Here is a 20,333-nt window from a genome sequence, read left to right as displayed (position 1 = left end):
TCGCTCAAACAGGTCACTGCTGCCGGGGTAATACCCGGCAGCGGAATGTGCTAACTCCGACGGGAGCAAATCCGTGAAAGACTTATTAAAGTTTCTGAAAGCGCAAACTAAAACCGAAGAGTTTGATGCGATCAAAATTGCTCTGGCTTCGCCAGACATGATCCGTTCATGGTCTTTCGGTGAAGTTAAAAAGCCGGAAACCATCAACTACCGTACGTTCAAGCCTGAGCGTGACGGCCTTTTCTGCGCCCGTATCTTCGGGCCGGTAAAAGATTACGAGTGCCTGTGCGGTAAGTACAAGCGCCTGAAACACCGTGGTGTGATCTGTGAGAAGTGCGGCGTTGAAGTGACCCAGACTAAAGTACGCCGTGAGCGTATGGGCCACATCGAGCTGGCGTCCCCGACTGCTCACATCTGGTTCCTGAAATCTCTGCCGTCTCGTATCGGCCTGCTGCTCGATATGCCGCTGCGCGATATCGAACGCGTGCTGTACTTCGAATCCTATGTGGTTATCGAAGGCGGTATGACTAACCTGGAACGCCAGCAGATCCTGACTGAAGAACAGTATCTGGACGCGCTGGAAGAGTTCGGTGACGAATTCGACGCGAAGATGGGTGCGGAAGCTATTCAGGCCCTGCTGAAGAGCATGGATCTGGAGCAAGAGTGTGAAACTCTGCGCGAAGAGCTGAACGAAACCAACTCCGAAACCAAGCGTAAAAAGCTGACCAAGCGTATCAAACTGCTGGAAGCATTCGTTCAGTCTGGTAACAAACCAGAGTGGATGATCCTGACCGTTCTGCCGGTTCTGCCGCCAGATCTGCGTCCGCTGGTTCCGCTGGATGGTGGTCGTTTCGCAACGTCGGATCTGAACGATCTGTATCGTCGCGTGATCAACCGTAACAACCGTCTGAAACGTCTGCTGGATCTGGCTGCGCCGGACATCATCGTACGTAACGAAAAACGAATGTTGCAGGAAGCGGTTGACGCCCTGCTGGATAACGGTCGTCGCGGTCGTGCGATCACCGGTTCTAACAAACGTCCTCTGAAATCTTTGGCCGACATGATCAAAGGTAAACAGGGTCGTTTCCGTCAGAACCTGCTCGGTAAGCGTGTTGACTACTCCGGTCGTTCTGTCATCACCGTAGGTCCATACCTGCGTCTGCATCAGTGCGGTCTGCCGAAGAAAATGGCGCTGGAGCTGTTCAAACCGTTCATCTACGGCAAGCTGGAACTGCGTGGCCTCGCCACCACCATCAAAGCCGCGAAGAAAATGGTTGAGCGTGAAGAAGCTGTCGTTTGGGATATCCTGGACGAAGTTATCCGCGAACACCCGGTACTGCTGAACCGTGCGCCAACACTGCACCGTTTGGGTATCCAGGCATTTGAACCGGTACTGATCGAAGGTAAAGCTATCCAGCTGCACCCGCTGGTTTGTGCGGCATATAACGCCGACTTCGATGGTGACCAGATGGCTGTTCACGTACCGCTGACGCTGGAAGCCCAGCTGGAAGCGCGTGCGCTGATGATGTCTACCAACAACATCCTGTCCCCGGCGAACGGCGAACCTATCATCGTTCCGTCTCAGGACGTTGTATTGGGTCTGTACTACATGACCCGTGACTGTGTTAACGCCAAAGGCGAAGGCATGGTGCTGACTGGCCCGAAAGAAGCTGAGCGTATTTATCGCGCTGGCCTGGCCTCTCTGCATGCGCGCGTTAAAGTGCGTATCACCGAATACGAAAAAGATGCTAACGGCGAATTCGTAGCGAAAACCAGCCTGAAAGACACGACCATCGGCCGTGCCATTCTGTGGATGATCGTACCGAAAGGTCTGCCTTTCTCCATCGTCAACCAGGCGCTGGGTAAGAAAGCCATCTCTAAAATGCTGAACACCTGCTACCGTATTCTGGGCCTGAAACCGACCGTTATTTTTGCGGACCAGACGATGTACACCGGCTTTGCTTATGCAGCGCGTTCAGGTGCATCCGTTGGTATCGACGATATGGTTATCCCGGAGAAGAAACACGAGATCATCTCCGAAGCGGAAGCCGAAGTTGCTGAGATCCAGGAACAGTTCCAGTCTGGTCTGGTAACAGCGGGCGAACGCTATAACAAAGTTATCGATATCTGGGCTGCGGCGAACGATCGTGTATCCAAGGCGATGATGGATAACCTACAGACCGAAACCGTGATTAACCGTGACGGTCAGGAAGAGCAGCAGGTTTCCTTCAACAGCATCTACATGATGGCCGACTCCGGTGCGCGTGGTTCTGCGGCACAGATTCGTCAGCTTGCTGGTATGCGTGGTCTGATGGCGAAGCCAGATGGCTCCATCATCGAAACGCCAATCACCGCGAACTTCCGTGAAGGTCTGAACGTACTCCAGTACTTCATCTCCACTCACGGTGCGCGTAAAGGTCTGGCGGATACCGCACTGAAAACAGCGAACTCCGGTTACCTGACTCGTCGTCTGGTTGACGTTGCGCAGGATCTGGTGGTAACTGAAGACGACTGCGGCACTCACGAAGGTATCCTGATGACTCCGGTTATCGAGGGTGGCGACGTTAAAGAGCCGCTGCGCGATCGCGTACTGGGTCGTGTGACTGCTGAAGACGTACTGAAGCCGGGCACCGCAGATATTCTGGTTCCGCGCAACACGCTGCTGCACGAACAGTGGTGTGACCTGCTGGAAGAGAACTCTGTTGACGCCGTTAAAGTGCGTTCCGTTGTATCCTGTGACACTGACTTTGGTGTATGTGCGCACTGCTACGGTCGTGACCTGGCGCGTGGCCACATCATCAACAAAGGTGAAGCTATCGGCGTTATCGCGGCACAGTCCATCGGTGAGCCGGGTACACAGCTGACGATGCGTACGTTCCACATCGGTGGTGCGGCATCTCGTGCGGCTGCTGAATCCAGCATCCAGGTGAAAAACAAAGGTAGCATCCGTCTGAGCAACGCGAAGTCGGTTGTGAACTCCAGCGGTAAACTGGTTATCACCTCCCGTAACACCGAGCTGAAACTGATCGACGAATTCGGTCGTACCAAAGAGAGCTATAAAGTGCCTTACGGCTCTGTTATGGCGAAAGGTGATGGCGAGCAGGTTGCCGGCGGCGAAACCGTTGCAAACTGGGACCCGCACACCATGCCGGTTATCACCGAAGTAAGTGGTTTCGTCCGCTTTACTGACATGATCGACGGCCAGACCATTACTCGTCAGACTGACGAGCTGACCGGTCTGTCTTCTCTGGTGGTTCTGGATTCCGCAGAGCGTACTACGGGTGGTAAAGACCTGCGTCCGGCGCTGAAAATCGTTGATGCTCAGGGTAACGACGTTCTGATTCCTGGCACCGATATGCCTGCGCAGTACTTCCTGCCGGGTAAAGCGATTGTTCAGCTGGAAGATGGCGTACAGATCAGTTCTGGTGACACCCTGGCGCGTGTTCCGCAGGAATCCGGCGGTACCAAGGATATTACCGGTGGTCTGCCGCGCGTTGCTGACCTGTTCGAAGCGCGTCGTCCGAAAGAGCCGGCAATCCTGGCTGAAATCAGCGGCATCATTTCCTTCGGTAAAGAAACCAAAGGTAAACGTCGTCTGGTTATCACCCCGGTAGACGGTAGCGAGCCGTACGAAGAGATGATTCCGAAATGGCGTCAGCTCAACGTGTTCGAAGGTGAACGTGTAGAACGTGGTGACGTGGTTTCCGATGGCCCGGAAGCGCCGCACGACATTCTGCGTCTGCGTGGTGTTCATGCTGTTACTCGTTACATCGTTAACGAAGTACAGGACGTATACCGTTTGCAGGGCGTTAAGATTAACGATAAACACATCGAAGTTATCGTTCGTCAGATGCTGCGTAAAGCCACCATCGAAAATGCAGGTAGCTCCGACTTCCTGGAAGGCGAGCAGGTTGAATACTCCCGCGTCAAGATCGCTAACCGCGACCTGGAAGCGAACGGCAAAGTGGGTGCAACGTTCTCCCGCGATCTGCTGGGTATCACCAAAGCGTCTCTGGCAACCGAGTCCTTCATCTCTGCGGCATCGTTCCAGGAGACCACGCGTGTCCTGACCGAAGCAGCCGTTGCGGGTAAACGCGACGAACTGCGTGGCCTGAAAGAGAACGTTATCGTGGGTCGTCTGATCCCGGCAGGTACCGGTTATGCGTACCACCAGGATCGTATGCGCCGCCGTGCTGCGGGTGAACTCCCGGCTGCACCGCAGGTGACTGCTGAAGATGCGTCTGCCAGCCTGGCAGAACTGCTGAACGCAGGCCTGGGCGGTTCCGACAACGAGTAATCGTTAAACTGGTGGGGAGGTGTGTTTAAAAACACTTCTCCACCAGCATTGTGCCGGAGTCCGCACATCAGGTTGTTTGTCTACAGGGAAAGAGAAATGCCTGCGATTATTTCATTACTCTATTTAGTGTTTGGGTTTTTCGTATTTACCAGAAAAGTTAGAATTTCAACACTTCTCTCTGGTTTTTTATTGTTTTTGTCATTGAGTATATTTGAACATAAGCCATTGTTGATATTTATCTATTCTTTTCTTATTATCATTGTTACTATCGTTATTTACAGAGTAAAAGTCAGTATAGATAAAAAAGAAGTATTTTATTTTTCAATACCATGTTGGCTTTTAATCATATCTGTAATTATAAATCTGATAAATAACTGAGTTATTTTTTCATGTCTCTTGTTTCTCGCATCATATATAAAAATTCATTTTCACTGGCGATATAAACTAATTGTCCTGATTTTGCGTTATATTTTGCCATTGCACAAGGAACACTATCACCACCGTTAGCCATAAAGAATTTTGCTTTTGTATTACGATAAAGATTTATACTAGGAATAGGATCCCGGCCGAATGTATAGGGGGTTGGGACGCTTGTATTATGTTTTTTCGAGAACCACTTTGGCAACATCCTGCCAAAACCATCAACCGGAGTGATAAAAGTAGTAAATCCACAATATTCGAAGTTAAAAGTTGTTTTGCCATTAGCTTCAGTTTTTTCTGTAATATTAAGTCCAAGTGTGATTCTAAATTTATCCCATAAATTTAACTGATTATAATCCAATGGTTTTCCATTATAAAAAGCCTGCTGTTCACACATTAAATGATAAACCTGTTTTAATACCTGTATTCCTGTAGGGCCAATAGTATTTGCAATGGTGGGTAAGCCGCCTTTGCTATAGATCAGCTCTTTTATAAAATATATATCTGTACCTTTGAAATGACTCATGTTCTGTCCTTGCAGTCAAGCGTTTATTTATCTACGCTATGATAAAGGACGTCAGTTAATTATTACAGTTCTCTTTCGGATATTTTTTATCAGGAAAAATATCATATTTATAATATGAATGTTCTGGATGGTTACTGATAAAAGAATAATATGATTATTCTTTCGTGCTGAGCTAATACCAGGCCCGGTAGCCTGCGCTACCGGGCAATAAATATTAGTTTATTTTACCAGCGACAATCGTCTGTACAACTCAATCATATCCCCGGCCAGATCCTGAATAACCATCGCGTTCATCAGATGATCCTGGGAATGAACGGTGATCAGATTAACAGGCAGTTTTCCGGTTCCTTCATCAATCCCAATCAGCTTTGTCTGGATGCCGTGTGCCAGTTTGACAAACTCGTGCGACTCTTCCATCGCTTTCTCGGCGCCAGCAAAATCGCCTTTTCGCGCCAGTTGCAGTGCGGTCAGTGCCGAACTACGGGCTGCGCCTGCGTTGACCAGCAGCTCCATGATGATCGTCTCTAACTCTTCCATGCTATTACTCCATGAGCTTGAGGGCTTTTTCCAGCACGGCATCGCCTTTCATCATGCCGTAATCCATCATGTCGATAACCGCGACCTTTTTACCTAAGGGGTCGGCAAGCGCCTGCAATTTCGCCTGTTCATACTTGACCTGAGGGCCAAGCAAAACAATATCCGCAGTGGCGATGTTTTCTTTAAATTCAGCCACCGGAACAGCTTTGATACTGACTTCAACCCCTTTCTTCTGCGCGGCGTCTTTCATCCGTTGCACCAGCATGCTGGTGGACATCCCGGCGGCACAGCATAAAACGATATTCTTCATAATCGGCTCTCACGGTTCCCTTGGTTCTTCATCTTTAGCCTGTGGCCGGGGGGAGAACAACCGTCTTAAAGTGAATGTGTGTAAAGCATCACACAAAAACTGAAACCGGTTGCAGTAATCCGATGGGGTCTGCAAAGACCGTCTGACCAGATGTGAAGGCAGGGCGAAATGAGGAAGGAATTTTTCGCCCTGGTCAGCGTCCGCTGCCGACCACGACAACATAAAAAAACGGGAGCCTGACGACAATCTCCCGTTTTTTGTATTACGCACCGGCGCGCAAAAAAATTACGCCGTGTCACATTCGTGCATTATGTTTGCGAAGCACGCCCCAGATAACTATCCCAGTCTTTCCAGACGGGCTGTAACCCCTGTGCGGTCAGTGCATTAGCAATGGCTTCTGGTCGGCGATCGTCATGAGGAGAAAATTGCTCCAGCTCGGGATGATTATCGGCATAGCCGCCTGGCTGCGTTTTTGAAAATGCGCTGACGTTATTAATCGCCAAAGGAATAACGTGATCGCGAAACCACGGCGATTCGCGCGTTGAGAGCGACAGCTCAATCTCCGGCGCCAGCAGACGAAATGCGCAAATGGTTTGCACCAACTGGCGCTCATCCATGATGGAGGCGGGTTCGACGCCGCCAGTACACGGGCGCAGACGCGGGAAGGAGATAGAGTAGCGGCTCTGCCAGTAATGCTTCTGCATCCAGAGCAGATGCTCGGCTACCATGTAGCAGTCCACACGCCAGCTATCAGACAGCCCAATCAACGCGCCGAGACCAATTTTGTCGATACCTGCCCGACCCAGCCTGTCCGGGGTTTCCAGCCGCCAGAAGAAATCCTGCTTTTTCCCTTTCAGATGGTGTTGTGCGTAAATCGCCTCATGGTAGGTCTCCTGGTAGACCATCACGCCGTCAAGCCCCAGCGTTTTTAACTCGCTATACTCTTCTTCCGCCAGCGGTTGCACTTCCATCTGGAGTGAAGAAAACTGGCGACGGATAGTGGGCAAATGACGACGAAAATAGTCCATGCCGACTTTGGCCTGGTGCTCGCCAGTGACAAGCAGGAGATGCTCAAAACCCAGCTCGCGAATCGCCTCGCATTCACGGCCTATTTCTGTTTCATCCAGCGTCTTGCGCTTAATGCGGTTACTCATGGAAAAGCCGCAGTAAGTGCAGTCGTTGGCGCACAGATTGGAGAGATACAGCGGCACATAAAAGCTGACGGTATTGCCAAAGCGCTGACGGGTAAGGCGCTGCGCACGTTGGGCCAACGGCTCCAGATAGTCGCTGGCGGCGGGTGAAAGCAGCGCCATCATGTCGTCGCGGCTAAGTTGCGTGGCGTTAAGCGCCCGTTCCACATCGGCGGCGGTTTTGCTGTTGATGCGCAGGCGAATATCGTCCCAGTCCAGCTGTTGCCAGCGGTCGGTGAACGTTTTCATGCCGAAGCCTCCAGAAATCCGGTGAGCGGGCTGGTGGCCTGAGCGTAACTGCTGCGCGTTCCGGGTACGGCCCGACGCGCCATAACTCCGGCTTCAACCGCCAGGCGAAAAGCCTGCGCCATCATCACCGGATCATCCGCTACCGCAATCGCCGTATTCACCAGTACCGCGTCGGCGCCCATTTCCAGCGCCTGTGTGGCGTGGCTGGGAACGCCGATCCCGGCATCGACCACCACCGGAACGGTGGCCTGTTGGATGATGATCTCCAGCATCGCGCGCGTCTCCAGCCCCTGATTGGAACCAATGGGCGCACCGAGCGGCATGACGGCGGCGCAGCCAACCTCCTCAAGACGTTTGCACAACACCGGGTCGGCGCCGCAGTAGGGCAGCACGACGAACCCCTGTTTTACCAGCGCTTCTGCGGCTTTCAGCGTTTCGACAGGGTCCGGTAGCAGCCAGCGCGCGTCGGGGTGAATCTCCAGTTTCAGCCAGTGTGTGCCCAGGGCCTCCCGCGCCAGTTGCGCGGCGAAGATGGCTTCTTCCGCTGTTTTCGCACCGGAGGTATTGGGAAGCAGCGTTACCCCGGCATCAATAAGCGGCGCCAGAATCGCGTCATTGTGCTGGCGTAAATCCACGCGTTTCATCGCCAGCGTGACCAACTGGCTGCCGGAAGCGCGAATCGCCTCGACCATCAGCTGTGAAGAGGCAAATTTCCCCGTGCCGGTGAACAGATGTGAATCAAACGTTTTATCTGCAATACGTAACATATCAACCCCCTGCAATAACCTGAAAAAGCAGGATCTGGTCGCCTTCCTGCACGATTTGCTGTTCCCACTGTTCACGCGGCAGGATCTGTTGATTCAGCGCCAGCGCCGCCCCTGGTTTCAGTTGGTTAAGCTGAGTGAGCAGATCGATAACGGACAGGCCGTCAGCGCACTGCATAGGTTCATCATTGAACTGAATCTGCATGACGCCCTCCGCATACCGGACAACCGCTGGCGCGATGCAATGCCAGACTGCGCCACTGGCTGGTTTTGGCATCGAATAACCGCAACTCGCCGCCGGGGATGTCCATCCCGCTCAGTAACTTGATGGCTTCCAGCGCCTGCAATGTTCCCATCACGCCGACAACGGGGCCGACGATCCCTGCCGTGCGGCAGTTGCGTTCCGGTTCTTCATCATCCGGCCACAGGCAGCGGTAGCAGCCCTGTTCCCAGGGCGGCGTCAGCACCATCAACTGGCCGCCAAAGCCGACGGCGCTGGCGGTAATGAGTGGAGTATCCAGCGCGACGCAGGCGGCGTTGATCTCCTGACGGGTCGCCATGTTGTCGGTACAGTCGAGTACCACATCGGCGCGCTCAACCGCATGGCGGAGCGCATCGCCAGTGAGGCGCTGCTGTAACGCCAGCAGTTCAATATCCGGGTTCAGCCGCGCCAGCCGCTGCTTTGTCACCAGGGATTTAGGGCGGGCAATATCATCTGTGGTGAACAGGATTTGCCGTTGCAGATTGCTCAGATGCACTTCGTCATCGTCGGCTAAAACCAGCGTACCGATGCCAGCGCCCGCCAGATAGAGCGCCGCAGGGGAACCCAAACCGCCCAGCCCGACAATCAGAACCCGGCTGGCGAGCAATTTTTGCTGCCCTTCAATGGCGATATCGCCGAGCAAAATTTGTCGGCTGTAGCGCATAAAGTCGCGATCATTCATCGCCAGCCCCCGCGATTGCCAGTAACTGCGCCGTTGCTTCGCACCAGTCTTCCGCCTGGGTAATGGCGCTGACGACGGCAATACTGCCCACACCGGTTTCCAGCACCGGCGAGGCGCGTTCGAGGCTGATCCCGCCGATGGCAACGGTGGGGTAATCGCCAAGACGTTCAATATGGCGCGCCAGCTGCTCCAGTCCTTGCGGCGCGGACGGCATCTGTTTGGTTTGCGTCGGGAATACGTGGCCGAGTGCGATATAAGACGGTCTGGCCGCCAGCGCTATGTCGATTTCCATGTCATCGTGGGTGGAAACGCCTAAGCGCAGCCCGGCAGCCTGAATCGCCTTCAGGTCGGTGGTTTCCAGATCTTCCTGACCGAGATGCACCCCGTAAGCGTTGTGTTTGATCGCCAGTCGCCAGTAGTCATTGATGAACAGGCGGGCATTGTAGCGGCGACCCAGCGCGATAGCGGCTGATACATCGTCCTCCACCTCTTCGTCGCGCTTGTCTTTGATACGTAGCTGGAGGGTGCGGACACCCGCTTCCAGCAAGCGTTCGATCCATTGCACGCTATCAACGACCGGATAAAGCCCCAGGCGGAAAGGCACCGCCGGGAAATCGGGCTGATACATTATGCTTCCTCCTTCTTGAGATAGATTTCACCGCCTTTGGCGCGGAAGTTTTCTGACATATCCGCCATTCCTACCTCGATGGTCTGCGCCGCCGCGTAGTCGCGGACTTCCTGGCTGATCTTCATTGAGCAGAATTTGGGGCCGCACATGGAACAGAAGTGCGCCACTTTACCGGACTCCTGCGGCAGGGTTTCGTCGTGGTAGGCGCGGGCGGTGAACGGATCAAGCGCCAGGTTAAACTGGTCTTCCCAACGGAATTCAAAGCGGGCTTTCGACATGGCGTTATCGCGGATTTGCGCGCCAGGATGGCCTTTTGCCAGGTCGGCGGCATGCGCCGCGATTTTGTAGGTGATCAGCCCCTGTTTCACATCCTCTTTGTTCGGCAGGCCGAGGTGCTCTTTTGGCGTTACGTAGCAGAGCATGGCGCAGCCAAACCAGCCAATCATTGCCGCGCCAATACCGGAGGTGAAGTGGTCGTAGCCCGGCGCAATATCGGTGGTCAGTGGCCCTAAGGTGTAGAACGGCGCTTCGTGGCAGTGTTCCAGCTCTTCGGTCATGTTACGGCGGATCATCTGCATCGGTACGTGGCCAGGGCCTTCAATCATCACCTGCACGTCGTACTCCCAGGCAATTTTGGTCAGCTCGCCCAGCGTGTGCAGCTCGGCAAACTGCGCTTCGTCGTTCGCATCCTGAATCGATCCCGGACGCAGGCCGTCGCCCAGCGACAGCGAGACATCGTAAGCGGCGCAGATTTCGCAGATTTCGCGGAAGTGCTCGTAGAGGAAGTTTTCTTGATGGTGAGAGAGGCACCATTTCGCCATGATCGAACCGCCGCGCGAGACGATACCGGTCAGACGTTTTGCGGTCATTGGCACATAGCGCAGTAGCACGCCTGCGTGGATGGTGAAGTAATCGACGCCCTGTTCCGCCTGCTCCAGCAGCGTGTCGCGGAAGGCTTCCCAGGTGAGATCTTCGGCGATCCCGTTTACTTTCTCCAGCGCCTGATAGATCGGCACGGTGCCGATCGGTACCGGGCTGTTACGCAGGATCCACTCGCGAGTTTCGTGAATATAGCGACCGGTTGAGAGGTCCATCACCGTATCTGCGCCCCAGCGCGTTGACCACACCAGTTTTTCCACCTCTTCTTCAATGGAGGAAGTGACCGCTGAGTTGCCGATATTGGCGTTGACCTTCACCAGGAAGTTGCGTCCGATGATCATCGGTTCGGATTCCGGGTGGTTGATGTTGGCCGGGATAATCGCGCGACCGGCGGCCACTTCGTCACGAACAAATTCTGGCGTGATGTTTTCCGGCAGACGCGCGCCAAACCCAACGCCCGGATGCTGCTGGCGTAACACATCGCCGCGAATGCGCTCACGCCCCATGTTTTCACGAATAGCGATAAACTCCATTTCCGGGGTTACAATCCCCTGACGCGCATAATGCAGTTGCGTTACGCATTTGCCCGCTTTGGCGCGCTTCGGCGTGAGCAGCCCCGTAAAACGCAGCTCGTCCAGTCCATCATCGGCCAGACGTTCTTTGGTGTACGCCGAGCTACGGTCGGTCAATTCTTCGCTGTCTGCACGAGCCTCAATCCAGGGCTGACGCAGTTTTGCCAGCCCCTGCTGAACGTTAATGGCGACATCAGGATCGCCATAGGGGCCAGAGGTGTCATAGACCGGGATGGCTTCGTTCTCTTCGTATTGCGGATTATCTTTGCTGCCGCCGATGAGCGTGGGGCTTAGCTGGATTTCACGCATCGGAATGCGGATGTCCGGTTGTGAGCCGGTAATATAAATACGTTTTGAGTTCGGAAAGGCGGTGCCTTCCAGGGTGTCGATAAAGTGTTGGGCCTGGGCGCGTTGTTCGCGGCGAGTCAATTTTGTTGCAGACATAGCTCATTCCAAAAAGTGAAGGACGTGGCTTGTCAGACGACGGATGGAGTAATGGATGCGCGTTGCCCGTACAGGTTGACGCATAAAGCAGTTTACTCTTGTTCCCTTCGCAGGTATTAGCCTGATCAGGTTCCGCGGATCCCGAATTAACGGTCTCAGCCTGTGTTTTCACACACGGCACTCCGACAAGATGTAACCCCGGCGACGGGGCAATGGATGTAAATTACTCGTTACTGATTCATAACTCAAGCAGGCCGTGCAATTCCGCTTTCATCCTGGGCATTAAGCGTTAGATTATTGTCGAAGGCCAGCAGGATGAGTTTATCTTCCAGCGTAAACCGCGCTTCCAGCGCTTCGCCGATGTCGGAGAGCACTTGCTGAAATTCCGCATAATTATCGTGATCGATCGCGTTCTCCAGGCTGGAGTCGTAATATTCCATGATCTGTTGAGTATTGGCTTCCAGCAATGAATGGAGGCGCGTTGCGGTTGAACGCGGGTTTCCCTCTTCCATTTCACGGATAATGTGTTCATAAATACTGAAGTGTCCGGCGGAAAGGTAGTCGACCAGGCCCTGACAAAAATCATCCAGCGCTTTTTCATTCAGCCGCATGTACGATTCTTTGCCAGGCTTAATGCCAACCAGATTGTAGTAAGCCACGAGCAGGTGCTTACGTACATGTAGCCAGCGATCAACCAGTTTATTACTTCCTTCGACGTGTTCCGTCAGGCTTTCCAGCTGGTTTAGCATGATTGACTCCGCAAGTTTAGATTTAAAACTGCTCACCTGAAAAATGTAAATATAATGTTAACAACATGCCAGTGAAGCAAAGGTAGTGCAAGAGCTATGGATCGTATTATTGAAAAATTAGATCACGGTTGGTGGATCGTCAGTCACGAGCAAAAATTATGGTTGCCTCGTGGAGAATTGCCATATGGCGAAGCGACAAATTTCGATCTTGTGGGGCAGCGCGCACTCCTGATTGGCGAGTGGGAAGGGGAGCCTGTCTGGCTGGTGTTACAGCATCGTCGGCATGATATGGGGTCGGTACGGCAGGTTATCGATCAGGACGTTGGCCTGTTTCAACTGGCGGGGCGGGGCGTGCAGCTGGCGGAATTTTACCGTTCGCACAAATTCTGCGGTTACTGCGGCCACCCCATGTACCCAAGCAAGACCGAATGGGCGATGCTGTGCAGCCACTGCCGTGAGCGTTACTATCCGCAGATTGCTCCCTGCATTATTGTCGCCATCCGGCGCGCCGATTCCATTTTACTGGCCCAGCATACGCGCCATCGCAACGGTGTTCATACGGTGCTGGCCGGGTTTGTGGAAGTGGGGGAGACCTTAGAGCAGGCGGTCGCGCGCGAAGTGATGGAAGAGAGCGGCATCAAAGTGAAAAATTTGCGTTACGTGACCTCACAGCCCTGGCCGTTCCCGCAATCGCTGATGACGGCGTTTATGGCGGAGTATGACAGCGGCGAGATTGTCATCGACCCGAAAGAGCTGCTGGAGGCGGGCTGGTATCGCTATGACGATCTTCCGTTATTGCCGCCGCCGGGCACGGTGGCGCGTCGTTTGATCGAAGATACTGTGGCAATGTGTCGGGCTGAGTATGAGTGATGGTACACTGGCACCCTGACGCAATGAAGGAACTGCAAAATGACCGAACTGAAGAACGATCGTTATCTGCGTGCGCTGCTGCGCCAGCCCGTTGATGTTACCCCGGTATGGATGATGCGCCAGGCAGGCCGCTATCTGCCGGAGTACAAAGCCACCCGCGCACAAGCAGGCGATTTTATGTCGCTGTGCAAAAATGCTGAGCTGGCGTGCGAAGTCACGCTACAACCGCTGCGGCGCTACCCGCTTGATGCGGCGATCCTCTTCTCGGACATTCTGACCATCCCGGATGCGATGGGGCTGAGACTCTATTTTGAGGCCGGGGAAGGCCCGCGCTTTACTTCGCCAGTCGCCTGTAAAGCGGATGTCGATAAGCTACCGATTCCTGACCCGGAAGACGAACTGGGCTACGTGATGAACGCGGTGCGTACGATTCGCCGCGAGTTGAAAGGTGACGTTCCGCTGATCGGTTTTTCCGGCAGCCCGTGGACGCTGGCGACTTACATGGTGGAAGGCGGCAGCAGCAAAGCCTTTACCGTCATCAAAAAAATGATGTATGCCGATCCGCAGGCGCTGCATGCGCTGCTCGATAAGCTGGCGAAAAGCGTCACTCTGTATCTCAACGCGCAGATTAAAGCGGGCGCGCAGTCGGTCATGATTTTCGACACCTGGGGCGGCGTGCTGACGGGGCGCGATTACCAGCAGTTCTCGCTGTATTACATGCATAAAATCGTTGATGGTCTGCTGCGGGAAAACGACGGTCGCCGTGTACCGGTCACGTTATTCACCAAAGGTGGCGGCCAGTGGCTGGAGGCGATGGCGGAAACCGGGTGTGATGCGTTAGGCCTCGACTGGACAACCGATATTGCCGACGCGCGCCGTCGCGTGGGCCATAAAGTGGCGCTACAGGGCAATATGGACCCGTCCATGCTCTATGCGCCACCGGCGCGCATTGAAGAAGAAGTGGCGACGATTCTCGCCGGATTCGGCCAGGGTGAGGGCCACGTCTTTAATCTTGGACACGGCATCCACCAGGATGTACCACCGGAGCACGCGGGCGCATTTGTTGATGCGGTACACCGCTTGTCCGAACAGTACCACCGCTAAGGAGTCATTATGGATCTCGCGTCGCTACGCGCTCAACAAATTGAACTCGCCTCGTCGGTGATCCGCGAGGATCGCCTTGATAACGATCCGCCGGATCTGATCGCCGGGGCGGATGTTGGGTTCGAGCAGGGCGGTGAAGTGACGCGAGCGGCGATGGTGCTGTTGACGTATCCAGCGCTTGAGCTGGTGGAATACAAAGTGGCGCGTATCGCCACTACCATGCCGTATATCCCCGGCTTCCTCTCCTTTCGCGAGTATCCTGCGCTGTTGGCGGCGTGGGAACAGCTGTCGCAAAAACCGGATTTAGTCTTTGTCGATGGGCACGGTATTTCCCACCCGCGTCGTCTGGGGGTGGCAAGCCACTTTGGATTGATGATGGATGTACCCACCATCGGCGTAGCGAAAAAACGGCTGTGCGGCAAGTTTGAGCCGCTTTCCGCCGAACCTGGCGCGCTGGCTCCGCTGATGGACAAAGGCGAGCAGTTAGCCTGGGTCTGGCGCAGTAAAGCGCGCTGTAACCCGCTGTTTATCGCGACCGGACATCGCGTGAGTACCGACAGCGCGTTGGCGTGGGTGCAGCGCTGTATGCAAGGCTACCGTCTGCCGGAACCGACGCGCTGGGCGGATGCGGTGGCATCAGAGCGTCCGGCGTTTGTGCGCTGGCAAGCAAATCACCGCTGATTCAGGTACACTGCGGCTCATTTCTGATTTCGAGAATTCAACATGTTACAAAACCCGATTCATCTGCGTCTGGAACGCCTGGAAAGCTGGCAGCACGTCACCTTTATGGCTTGTTTGTGCGAGCGTATGTATCCGAACTATGCCATGTTCTGTCAGCAGACGGGTTTTGGCGATGGGCAGGTGTACCGCCGAATCCTGGATCTCATCTGGGAAACGCTGACGGTGAAAGATGCGAAGGTCAATTTTGACAGCCAGCTGGAAAAGTTTGAGGAAGCGATTCCGGCTGCTGACGATTTTGATCTGTACGGCGTTTACCCGGCGATTGATGCCTGCGTTGCATTAAGCGAGTTAATGCATTCTCGTCTCAGTGGCGAAACGCTGGAACATGCCATTGAGGTCAGTAAGACATCCATTACCACGGTTGCGATGCTGGAAATGACTCAGGCTGGTCGAGAAATGACCGATGAAGAGCTCAAAGAAAACCCGGCTGTTGAACAGGAATGGGACATTCAGTGGGAAATATTCCGACTTTTGGCCGACTGCGAAGAACGCGATATTGAGCTGATAAAAGGGCTTCGGGCAGACCTGCGCGAGGCCGGCGAGAGCAATATCGGTATAAATTTTGAGCAATGACACCAGAAAACGTGATTTAACGCCTGATTTGTCGTGCCTGGAGGCTTCCCTTCCGCCCCCCGTCTGGTCTACATTTGGGGGGCGAAAAAAAGTGGCTATCGGTGCGTGTATGCAGGAGAGTGCTTTTCTGGCATTTCCGTCGCACTCGATGCTTAGCAAGCGATAAACACATTGTAAGGATAACTTATGAACAAGACTCAACTGATTGATGTAATTGCAGACAAAGCAGAACTGTCCAAAACCCAGGCTAAAGCTGCTCTGGAATCCACTCTGGCTGCTATTACTGAGTCTCTGAAAGAAGGCGATGCTGTACAACTGGTTGGTTTCGGTACCTTCAAAGTGAACCACCGCGCTGAGCGTACTGGCCGCAACCCGCAGACCGGTAAAGAAATCAAAATCGCTGCAGCGAATGTACCGGCGTTTGTTTCTGGTAAAGCACTGAAAGACGCAGTTAAGTAATTCGCGTGGCAGTGAACAGTTTTAATGAAGGGGCGCTCTCGCCCCTTTTGTCTGTCTGGCGTCGTATGCTGACGTTGGCAGGCGCGCTGTTGCTGTCCGCTTGTAGCCATAACACGACGCTTCCACCGTTTACGGCCAGCGGTTATGTTGACGACCAGGGTGCGGTACGCATCTGGCGTAAAGATTCCAGCGATGGCGTCCATCTGCTCTCGGTCTTTAGCCCGTGGCGTAACGGCAGCACCACAACCAGCGAATACCGCTGGCAGGGCGACATGCTCTCCCTGATTGAACTCAATATTTACAGCAAACCTTCTGAACATATTCGCGCACGCTTCGACGATCATGGCGAGCTCAGTTTTATGCAGCATGAAGTCGACGGGCAGAAGCAGCAGCTTTCCAGCGACCAGATCGCCTTATACCGCTATCGCGCCAATCAGATCCGCCAGACCAGTGACGCATTGCGTCAGGGGCGCGTCGTGCTGCGTCAGGGACGCTGGCATGCAGACCGCACGGTAACTACCTGCGAAGGCGAAACGTTGAAACCAGACCTGGATGCGTGGGCTATCAGCCACATAGAGCGACGTCAGCAGCGTTCATCGATAGAGGTGAGTGTGGCATGGCTGGAGGCGCCTGATGGCTCTCAGCTGCTGCTGGTGGCCAATGAAGACTTCTGCCACTGGCAACCTATAGAGAAGACGTTCTGATGATTGCCGGATGGCGGCTTGCGTCTTATCCGGCCTACAGTTGCTCTCCATAGGCCGGATAAGAGGTGTCAGCGTTAGTTTTGCTCGCGTTCGATCGCGCGCCAGCCGATATCTTTGCGGCTAAAGCAGTTATCCCAGCGGATATCTGCCATCAGCGCGTAGGCACGCTGCTGTGCTTCGGCAACGGTATGGCCTAGCGCAGTGGCGCACAGTACGCGACCGCCGCTTGTAACGACCCGGTCATCTTCCGCCAGTTTGGTGCCGGCATGGAATACCTTACCGTCCGCCACCTCTTCCAGCGGCAGACCGTGGATCACATCGCCTGTGCGGTAGTCGCCCGGATAACCGCCAGCCGCCATCACCACGCCGAGCGATGCGCGCTCATCCCACTCAGACGTTTTCTCGTCCAGCTTACCGTCGCAGGCAGCCAGACAAAGTTCAACCAGATCGGATTTCATACGCAGCATGATTGGCTGGGTTTCCGGGTCACCAAAGCGGCAGTTGAATTCGATAACTTTCGGGTTGCCCTGCTTATCGATCATCAGCCCAGCGTACAGGAAGCCGGTATAAGTATTGCCTTCCGCCGCCATGCCTTTTACGGTTGGCCAAATGATGCGCTCCATCGTGCGCTGATGAACCTCGTCGGTCACCACCGGCGCCGGGGAGTAAGCGCCCATACCGCCGGTATTCAACCCGGTATCGCCATCGCCGACGCGTTTGTGATCCTGGCTGGTGGCCATTGGCAACACATGCTCGCCATCGACCATCACGATGAAGCTCGCTTCTTCACCGTCGAGGAACTCTTCGATCACGATACGGTGTCCCGCGTCGCCAAACGCGTTGCCCGCCAGCATGTCATGAACGGCGGCTTCGGCCTCGCTCAGCGTCATCGCCACAATCACGCCTTTCCCGGCAGCCAGTCCGTCGGCTTTAATAACGATCGGCGCGCCTTTCTCACGCAGGTAAGCCAGCGCGGGTTCGATCTCCGTGAAGTTCTGGTACTCCGCCGTCGGAATCTGGTGACGGGCGAGGAAATCCTTGGTGAAGGCTTTGGAGCCTTCCAGCTGTGCGGCGCCTTCGGTTGGGCCAAAGATTTTCAGGCCAGCGGCGCGGAAAGTATCCACCACGCCTTTCACCAGCGGCGCTTCCGGGCCGACGATGGTCAGATCGATCTTCTCGTTCTGGGCAAAGCTCAGCAGTGCCGGAATATCCGTGACGCCAATAGCGACGTTTTGCAGCGCCGGTTCCAGCGCTGTTCCGGCGTTACCTGGCGCGACATACACGGTTTCAACCTGCGGTGATTGCGCCGCTTTCCACGCCAGGGCGTGTTCGCGCCCGCCGTTGCCGATTACTAATACTTTCATTGTCTGCTCCGTGAATTAATGGCGGAAGTGACGCATGTCGGTGAAGATCATCGCAATGCCGTGTTCATCAGCGGCGGCAATGACTTCATCATCACGGATGGAGCCACCGGGCTGGATCACGCAGCTCACGCCAACAGCAGCCGCAGCATCAATACCGTCGCGGAACGGGAAGAACGCGTCAGAGGCCATTGCGGAACCTTTTACTTCCAGCCCTTCATCGCCCGCTTTAATACCGGCGATCTTCGCGGAATAAACGCGGCTCATCTGGCCCGCGCCAATACCGATAGTCATATTCTCTTTCGCGTACACAATCGCGTTGGATTTCACAAACTTCGCTACTTTCCAGCAGAACAGCGCGTCACGCAGTTCCTGCTCGCTCGGCTGACGTTTGGACACTACGCGCAGTTCGCCTGCCGTTACCATACCCAGGTCACGATCCTGAACCAGCAGACCGCCGTTGACACGTTTGAAGTCCAGGCCCGGGACGCGCTCGGCCCACTGGCCGCAGGTCAGGACGCGCACGTTCTGTTTGGCGGCGGTGATTTTCAGTGCGTCTTCGGTTGCGGAAGGCGCAATGATCACTTCGACAAACTGACGGGAGATGATGGCCTGTGCCGTTTCGGCATCCAGTTCGCGGTTAAACGCGATGATGCCACCGAATGCGGAGGTCGGGTCAGTCTTGTATGCGCGATCGTAGGCGTCGAGAATAGAAGTGCTTACCGCCACGCCACACGGGTTAGCGTGCTTCACGATGACGCAGGCGGGCTCGCTGAACTCTTTCACACACTCCAGCGCCGCGTCGGTATCGGCGATGTTGTTGTAGGAGAGCGCTTTGCCCTGTACCTGCTGCGCGGTCGCAACAGATGCTTCTTGCACATTCTCTTCTATATAGAAGGCTGCCTGCTGGTGGCTGTTTTCGCCGTAGCGCATATCCTGCTTCTTAATGAAGTTCAGATTCAGGGTACGCGGGAAGCGGCCAGCGGCCTCTTTGCTTTCACCGTGATATGCCGGAACCATGCTGCCGAAGTAGTTGGCAATCATGCTGTCGTAGGCGGCGGTGTGTTCGAAGGCTTTAATGGCGAGATCGAAGCGGGTATCAAGGGTCAGTGAACCGTCGTTGCTATCCATCTCTTTAATAATGGCGTCGTAGTCGCTGCTCTTTACAACGATAGCGACATCTTTATGGTTCTTGGCAGCGGAGCGCACCATGGTCGGGCCGCCGATATCAATGTTCTCTACGGCATCTTCCAGCGAGCAACCTTCACGAGCGACAGTCTGGGCGAACGGGTACAGGTTAACAACAACCATATCGATTGGCGCGATACCGTGTTGTTCCATAATTCCGTCATCCTGACCACGGCGACCGAGAATACCGCCGTGTACTTTCGGATGCAGGGTCTTCACGCGTCCATCCATCATTTCCGGGAAACCGGTGTAATCGGAAACTTCGGTCACCGGCAGACCTTTATCTGCTAACAGACGGGCAGTGCCCCCTGTAGACAGCAGCTCCACACCGCGTGCGGAAAGTGCCTGGGCGAATTCGACGATACCGGCCTTATCAGAAACACTGAGCAGAGCGCGGCGGACTGGACGACGTTGTTGCATGGTAAATCCCCTGGATTTGACTATTACAGAGAGCGTTAGCTGAATTTTTCGTGAAAAACTCAGCTAACGCCCCTTACGGGGCATCCTTGTTTTGCGGTGGCATTGTAACGAAAACGTTTGCGCAACGCTCGCGAATTTTTCTTTTTCCATTCGATACCCTTTTATTCCTGTATTGAGCGCGTCTTTATTAAGGAGAGATTCAGGAAATGATCGCCAGGATTGTGGATAACTCTGTGTGTAAAAGGGTATAAGGCGGGGTTTTGCTGGGGAATGCAGCAGTCAGTCATTTTTCTGTCATTTTTCTATTGCGGCCTGCGGAGAACTCCCTATAATGCGCCTCCATCGACACGGCGGATGTGAATCACTTCACACAAACAGCCGGTTGATTAAAGAGAAAAATCCTG

At 54.4% G+C, this 20,333-nt stretch carries 19 protein-coding genes and 1 riboswitch; of the genes, 7 read left to right on the top strand and 12 right to left on the bottom strand.

Annotated elements, in window-relative coordinates; translation table 11 throughout:
- Window positions 1-73: 73 nt before the first annotated feature.
- The gene (rpoC, locus tag OGX80_RS00695; RefSeq protein ID WP_071258107.1) at window positions 74-4,297 is read left to right on the top strand and encodes a DNA-directed RNA polymerase subunit beta'; all 4,224 of its coding nucleotides are present in this window, start codon (window positions 74-76) and stop codon (window positions 4,295-4,297) included.
- Between the two features lie 379 nt (window positions 4,298-4,676).
- Here rpoC and OGX80_RS22380 read toward each other — a convergent pair whose 3' ends face one another.
- The 10 genes from OGX80_RS22380 to OGX80_RS00645 form a co-directional block, all read right to left on the bottom strand.
- Window positions 4,677-5,243, bottom strand: coding sequence for a hypothetical protein (locus OGX80_RS22380; RefSeq protein WP_233644237.1), 567 nt, complete (start codon window positions 5,241-5,243; stop codon window positions 4,677-4,679).
- 219 nt (window positions 5,244-5,462) lie between these two features.
- Window positions 5,463-5,780 (bottom strand): PTS lactose/cellobiose transporter subunit IIA, encoded by a 318-nt coding sequence (locus OGX80_RS00685; protein WP_110494818.1) that lies wholly within the window; start codon window positions 5,778-5,780, stop codon window positions 5,463-5,465.
- 4 nt (window positions 5,781-5,784) lie between these two features.
- Window positions 5,785-6,090, bottom strand: coding sequence for a PTS sugar transporter subunit IIB (locus tag OGX80_RS00680; RefSeq protein WP_012133808.1), 306 nt, complete (start codon window positions 6,088-6,090; stop codon window positions 5,785-5,787).
- 308 nt (window positions 6,091-6,398) lie between these two features.
- Window positions 6,399-7,529: a 2-iminoacetate synthase ThiH gene (thiH, locus tag OGX80_RS00675; RefSeq protein WP_114848817.1), complete on the bottom strand. Its 1,131-nt coding sequence runs from the start codon at window positions 7,527-7,529 to the stop codon at window positions 6,399-6,401.
- Window positions 7,526-8,296, bottom strand: a complete 771-nt coding sequence (thiG, locus tag OGX80_RS00670; protein WP_012133805.1) for a thiazole synthase — start codon at window positions 8,294-8,296, stop codon at window positions 7,526-7,528. The genes thiH and thiG overlap by 4 nt, the downstream gene beginning before the upstream one ends.
- A gap of 1 nt (window position 8,297) precedes the next feature.
- Window positions 8,298-8,498 carry a sulfur carrier protein ThiS gene (gene thiS / locus OGX80_RS00665; protein ID WP_012133804.1) on the bottom strand — a complete coding sequence of 67 codons (201 nt, stop codon included), beginning with the start codon at window positions 8,496-8,498 and terminating at the stop codon, window positions 8,298-8,300.
- Window positions 8,479-9,237 (bottom strand): HesA/MoeB/ThiF family protein, encoded by a 759-nt coding sequence (locus OGX80_RS00660; protein WP_058668397.1) that lies wholly within the window; start codon window positions 9,235-9,237, stop codon window positions 8,479-8,481. Before OGX80_RS00660 ends, thiS begins: the two co-directional genes overlap by 20 nt.
- Window positions 9,230-9,865 carry a thiamine phosphate synthase gene (thiE, locus tag OGX80_RS00655; RefSeq protein ID WP_115182240.1) on the bottom strand — a complete coding sequence of 212 codons (636 nt, stop codon included), beginning with the start codon at window positions 9,863-9,865 and terminating at the stop codon, window positions 9,230-9,232. The genes OGX80_RS00660 and thiE overlap by 8 nt, the downstream gene beginning before the upstream one ends.
- On the bottom strand, window positions 9,865-11,760 hold the full coding sequence (thiC, locus tag OGX80_RS00650; protein WP_115182239.1) for a phosphomethylpyrimidine synthase ThiC: 1,896 nt from the start codon (window positions 11,758-11,760) through the stop codon (window positions 9,865-9,867). The genes thiE and thiC overlap by 1 nt, the downstream gene beginning before the upstream one ends.
- Window positions 11,761-11,845: 85 nt before the next feature.
- A riboswitch (TPP riboswitch) is annotated at window positions 11,846-11,955 on the bottom strand.
- A gap of 50 nt (window positions 11,956-12,005) precedes the next feature.
- Complete coding sequence (locus OGX80_RS00645) at window positions 12,006-12,509, bottom strand: Rsd/AlgQ family anti-sigma factor (protein WP_012133800.1); 504 nt, start codon at window positions 12,507-12,509, stop codon at window positions 12,006-12,008.
- Between the two features lie 96 nt (window positions 12,510-12,605).
- Here OGX80_RS00645 and nudC point away from each other — a divergent pair, with 96 nt between their 5' ends.
- The 6 genes from nudC to OGX80_RS00615 all read left to right on the top strand — a co-directional run bounded on the left by nudC (window position 12,606) and on the right by OGX80_RS00615 (window position 16,960).
- On the top strand, window positions 12,606-13,379 hold the full coding sequence (gene nudC / locus OGX80_RS00640) for an NAD(+) diphosphatase (protein WP_012133799.1): 774 nt from the start codon (window positions 12,606-12,608) through the stop codon (window positions 13,377-13,379).
- Window positions 13,380-13,418: 39 nt separating this feature from the next.
- Window positions 13,419-14,483 (top strand): uroporphyrinogen decarboxylase, encoded by a 1,065-nt coding sequence (gene hemE / locus OGX80_RS00635; RefSeq protein WP_115182238.1) that lies wholly within the window; start codon window positions 13,419-13,421, stop codon window positions 14,481-14,483.
- Between the two features lie 9 nt (window positions 14,484-14,492).
- Entirely contained in the window at window positions 14,493-15,164 is a 672-nt protein-coding gene (gene nfi / locus OGX80_RS00630) for a deoxyribonuclease V (RefSeq protein WP_012133797.1), read from the top strand.
- Window positions 15,165-15,206: 42 nt separating this feature from the next.
- Window positions 15,207-15,797, top strand: a complete 591-nt coding sequence (locus OGX80_RS00625; RefSeq protein WP_012133796.1) for a YjaG family protein — start codon at window positions 15,207-15,209, stop codon at window positions 15,795-15,797.
- Between the two features lie 186 nt (window positions 15,798-15,983).
- A complete protein-coding gene (gene hupA, locus OGX80_RS00620; RefSeq protein ID WP_001044509.1) occupies window positions 15,984-16,256 on the top strand; it encodes a nucleoid-associated protein HU-alpha in 273 nt (90 codons plus the stop codon).
- A gap of 11 nt (window positions 16,257-16,267) precedes the next feature.
- Entirely contained in the window at window positions 16,268-16,960 is a 693-nt protein-coding gene (locus tag OGX80_RS00615; RefSeq protein WP_024130651.1) for a DUF1481 domain-containing protein, read from the top strand.
- A 74-nt stretch (window positions 16,961-17,034) separates the two neighbouring features.
- Here OGX80_RS00615 and purD read toward each other — a convergent pair whose 3' ends face one another.
- Window positions 17,035-18,324, bottom strand: coding sequence for a phosphoribosylamine--glycine ligase (gene purD / locus OGX80_RS00610; protein ID WP_101744405.1), 1,290 nt, complete (start codon window positions 18,322-18,324; stop codon window positions 17,035-17,037).
- A gap of 15 nt (window positions 18,325-18,339) precedes the next feature.
- Window positions 18,340-19,929 (bottom strand): bifunctional phosphoribosylaminoimidazolecarboxamide formyltransferase/IMP cyclohydrolase, encoded by a 1,590-nt coding sequence (purH, locus tag OGX80_RS00605; RefSeq protein ID WP_058668400.1) that lies wholly within the window; start codon window positions 19,927-19,929, stop codon window positions 18,340-18,342.
- Window positions 19,930-20,333 lie beyond the last annotated feature (404 nt).

The organism is Citrobacter sp. CK194, from assembly GCF_030333395.1.
Classification (GTDB): Bacteria; Pseudomonadota; Gammaproteobacteria; order Enterobacterales; family Enterobacteriaceae; genus Citrobacter_B; species Citrobacter_B koseri.
This window is presented reverse-complemented; position numbering and strand designations above follow the sequence as displayed.

Excerpts from the sequence above, each read along its gene's own strand:
- OGX80_RS22380 (WP_233644237.1), bottom strand. The coding sequence starts at position 5,243 with ATGAGTCATTTCAAAGGTACAGATATATATTTTATAAAAGAGCTGATC.
- OGX80_RS00685 (WP_110494818.1), bottom strand. The coding sequence starts at position 5,780 with ATGGAAGAGTTAGAGACGATCATCATGGAGCTGCTGGTCAACGCAGGC.
- OGX80_RS00680 (WP_012133808.1), bottom strand. The coding sequence starts at position 6,090 with ATGAAGAATATCGTTTTATGCTGTGCCGCCGGGATGTCCACCAGCATG.
- thiH (WP_114848817.1), bottom strand. The coding sequence starts at position 7,529 with ATGAAAACGTTCACCGACCGCTGGCAACAGCTGGACTGGGACGATATT.
- thiG (WP_012133805.1), bottom strand. The coding sequence starts at position 8,296 with ATGTTACGTATTGCAGATAAAACGTTTGATTCACATCTGTTCACCGGC.
- thiS (WP_012133804.1), bottom strand. The coding sequence starts at position 8,498 with ATGCAGATTCAGTTCAATGATGAACCTATGCAGTGCGCTGACGGCCTG.
- OGX80_RS00660 (WP_058668397.1), bottom strand. The coding sequence starts at position 9,237 with ATGAATGATCGCGACTTTATGCGCTACAGCCGACAAATTTTGCTCGGC.
- thiE (WP_115182240.1), bottom strand. The coding sequence starts at position 9,865 with ATGTATCAGCCCGATTTCCCGGCGGTGCCTTTCCGCCTGGGGCTTTAT.
- thiC (WP_115182239.1), bottom strand. The coding sequence starts at position 11,760 with ATGTCTGCAACAAAATTGACTCGCCGCGAACAACGCGCCCAGGCCCAA.
- OGX80_RS00645 (WP_012133800.1), bottom strand. The coding sequence starts at position 12,509 with ATGCTAAACCAGCTGGAAAGCCTGACGGAACACGTCGAAGGAAGTAAT.
- nudC (WP_012133799.1), top strand. The coding sequence starts at position 12,606 with ATGGATCGTATTATTGAAAAATTAGATCACGGTTGGTGGATCGTCAGT.
- hemE (WP_115182238.1), top strand. The coding sequence starts at position 13,419 with ATGACCGAACTGAAGAACGATCGTTATCTGCGTGCGCTGCTGCGCCAG.
- nfi (WP_012133797.1), top strand. The coding sequence starts at position 14,493 with ATGGATCTCGCGTCGCTACGCGCTCAACAAATTGAACTCGCCTCGTCG.
- OGX80_RS00625 (WP_012133796.1), top strand. The coding sequence starts at position 15,207 with ATGTTACAAAACCCGATTCATCTGCGTCTGGAACGCCTGGAAAGCTGG.
- hupA (WP_001044509.1), top strand. The coding sequence starts at position 15,984 with ATGAACAAGACTCAACTGATTGATGTAATTGCAGACAAAGCAGAACTG.
- purD (WP_101744405.1), bottom strand. The coding sequence starts at position 18,324 with ATGAAAGTATTAGTAATCGGCAACGGCGGGCGCGAACACGCCCTGGCG.
- purH (WP_058668400.1), bottom strand. The coding sequence starts at position 19,929 with ATGCAACAACGTCGTCCAGTCCGCCGCGCTCTGCTCAGTGTTTCTGAT.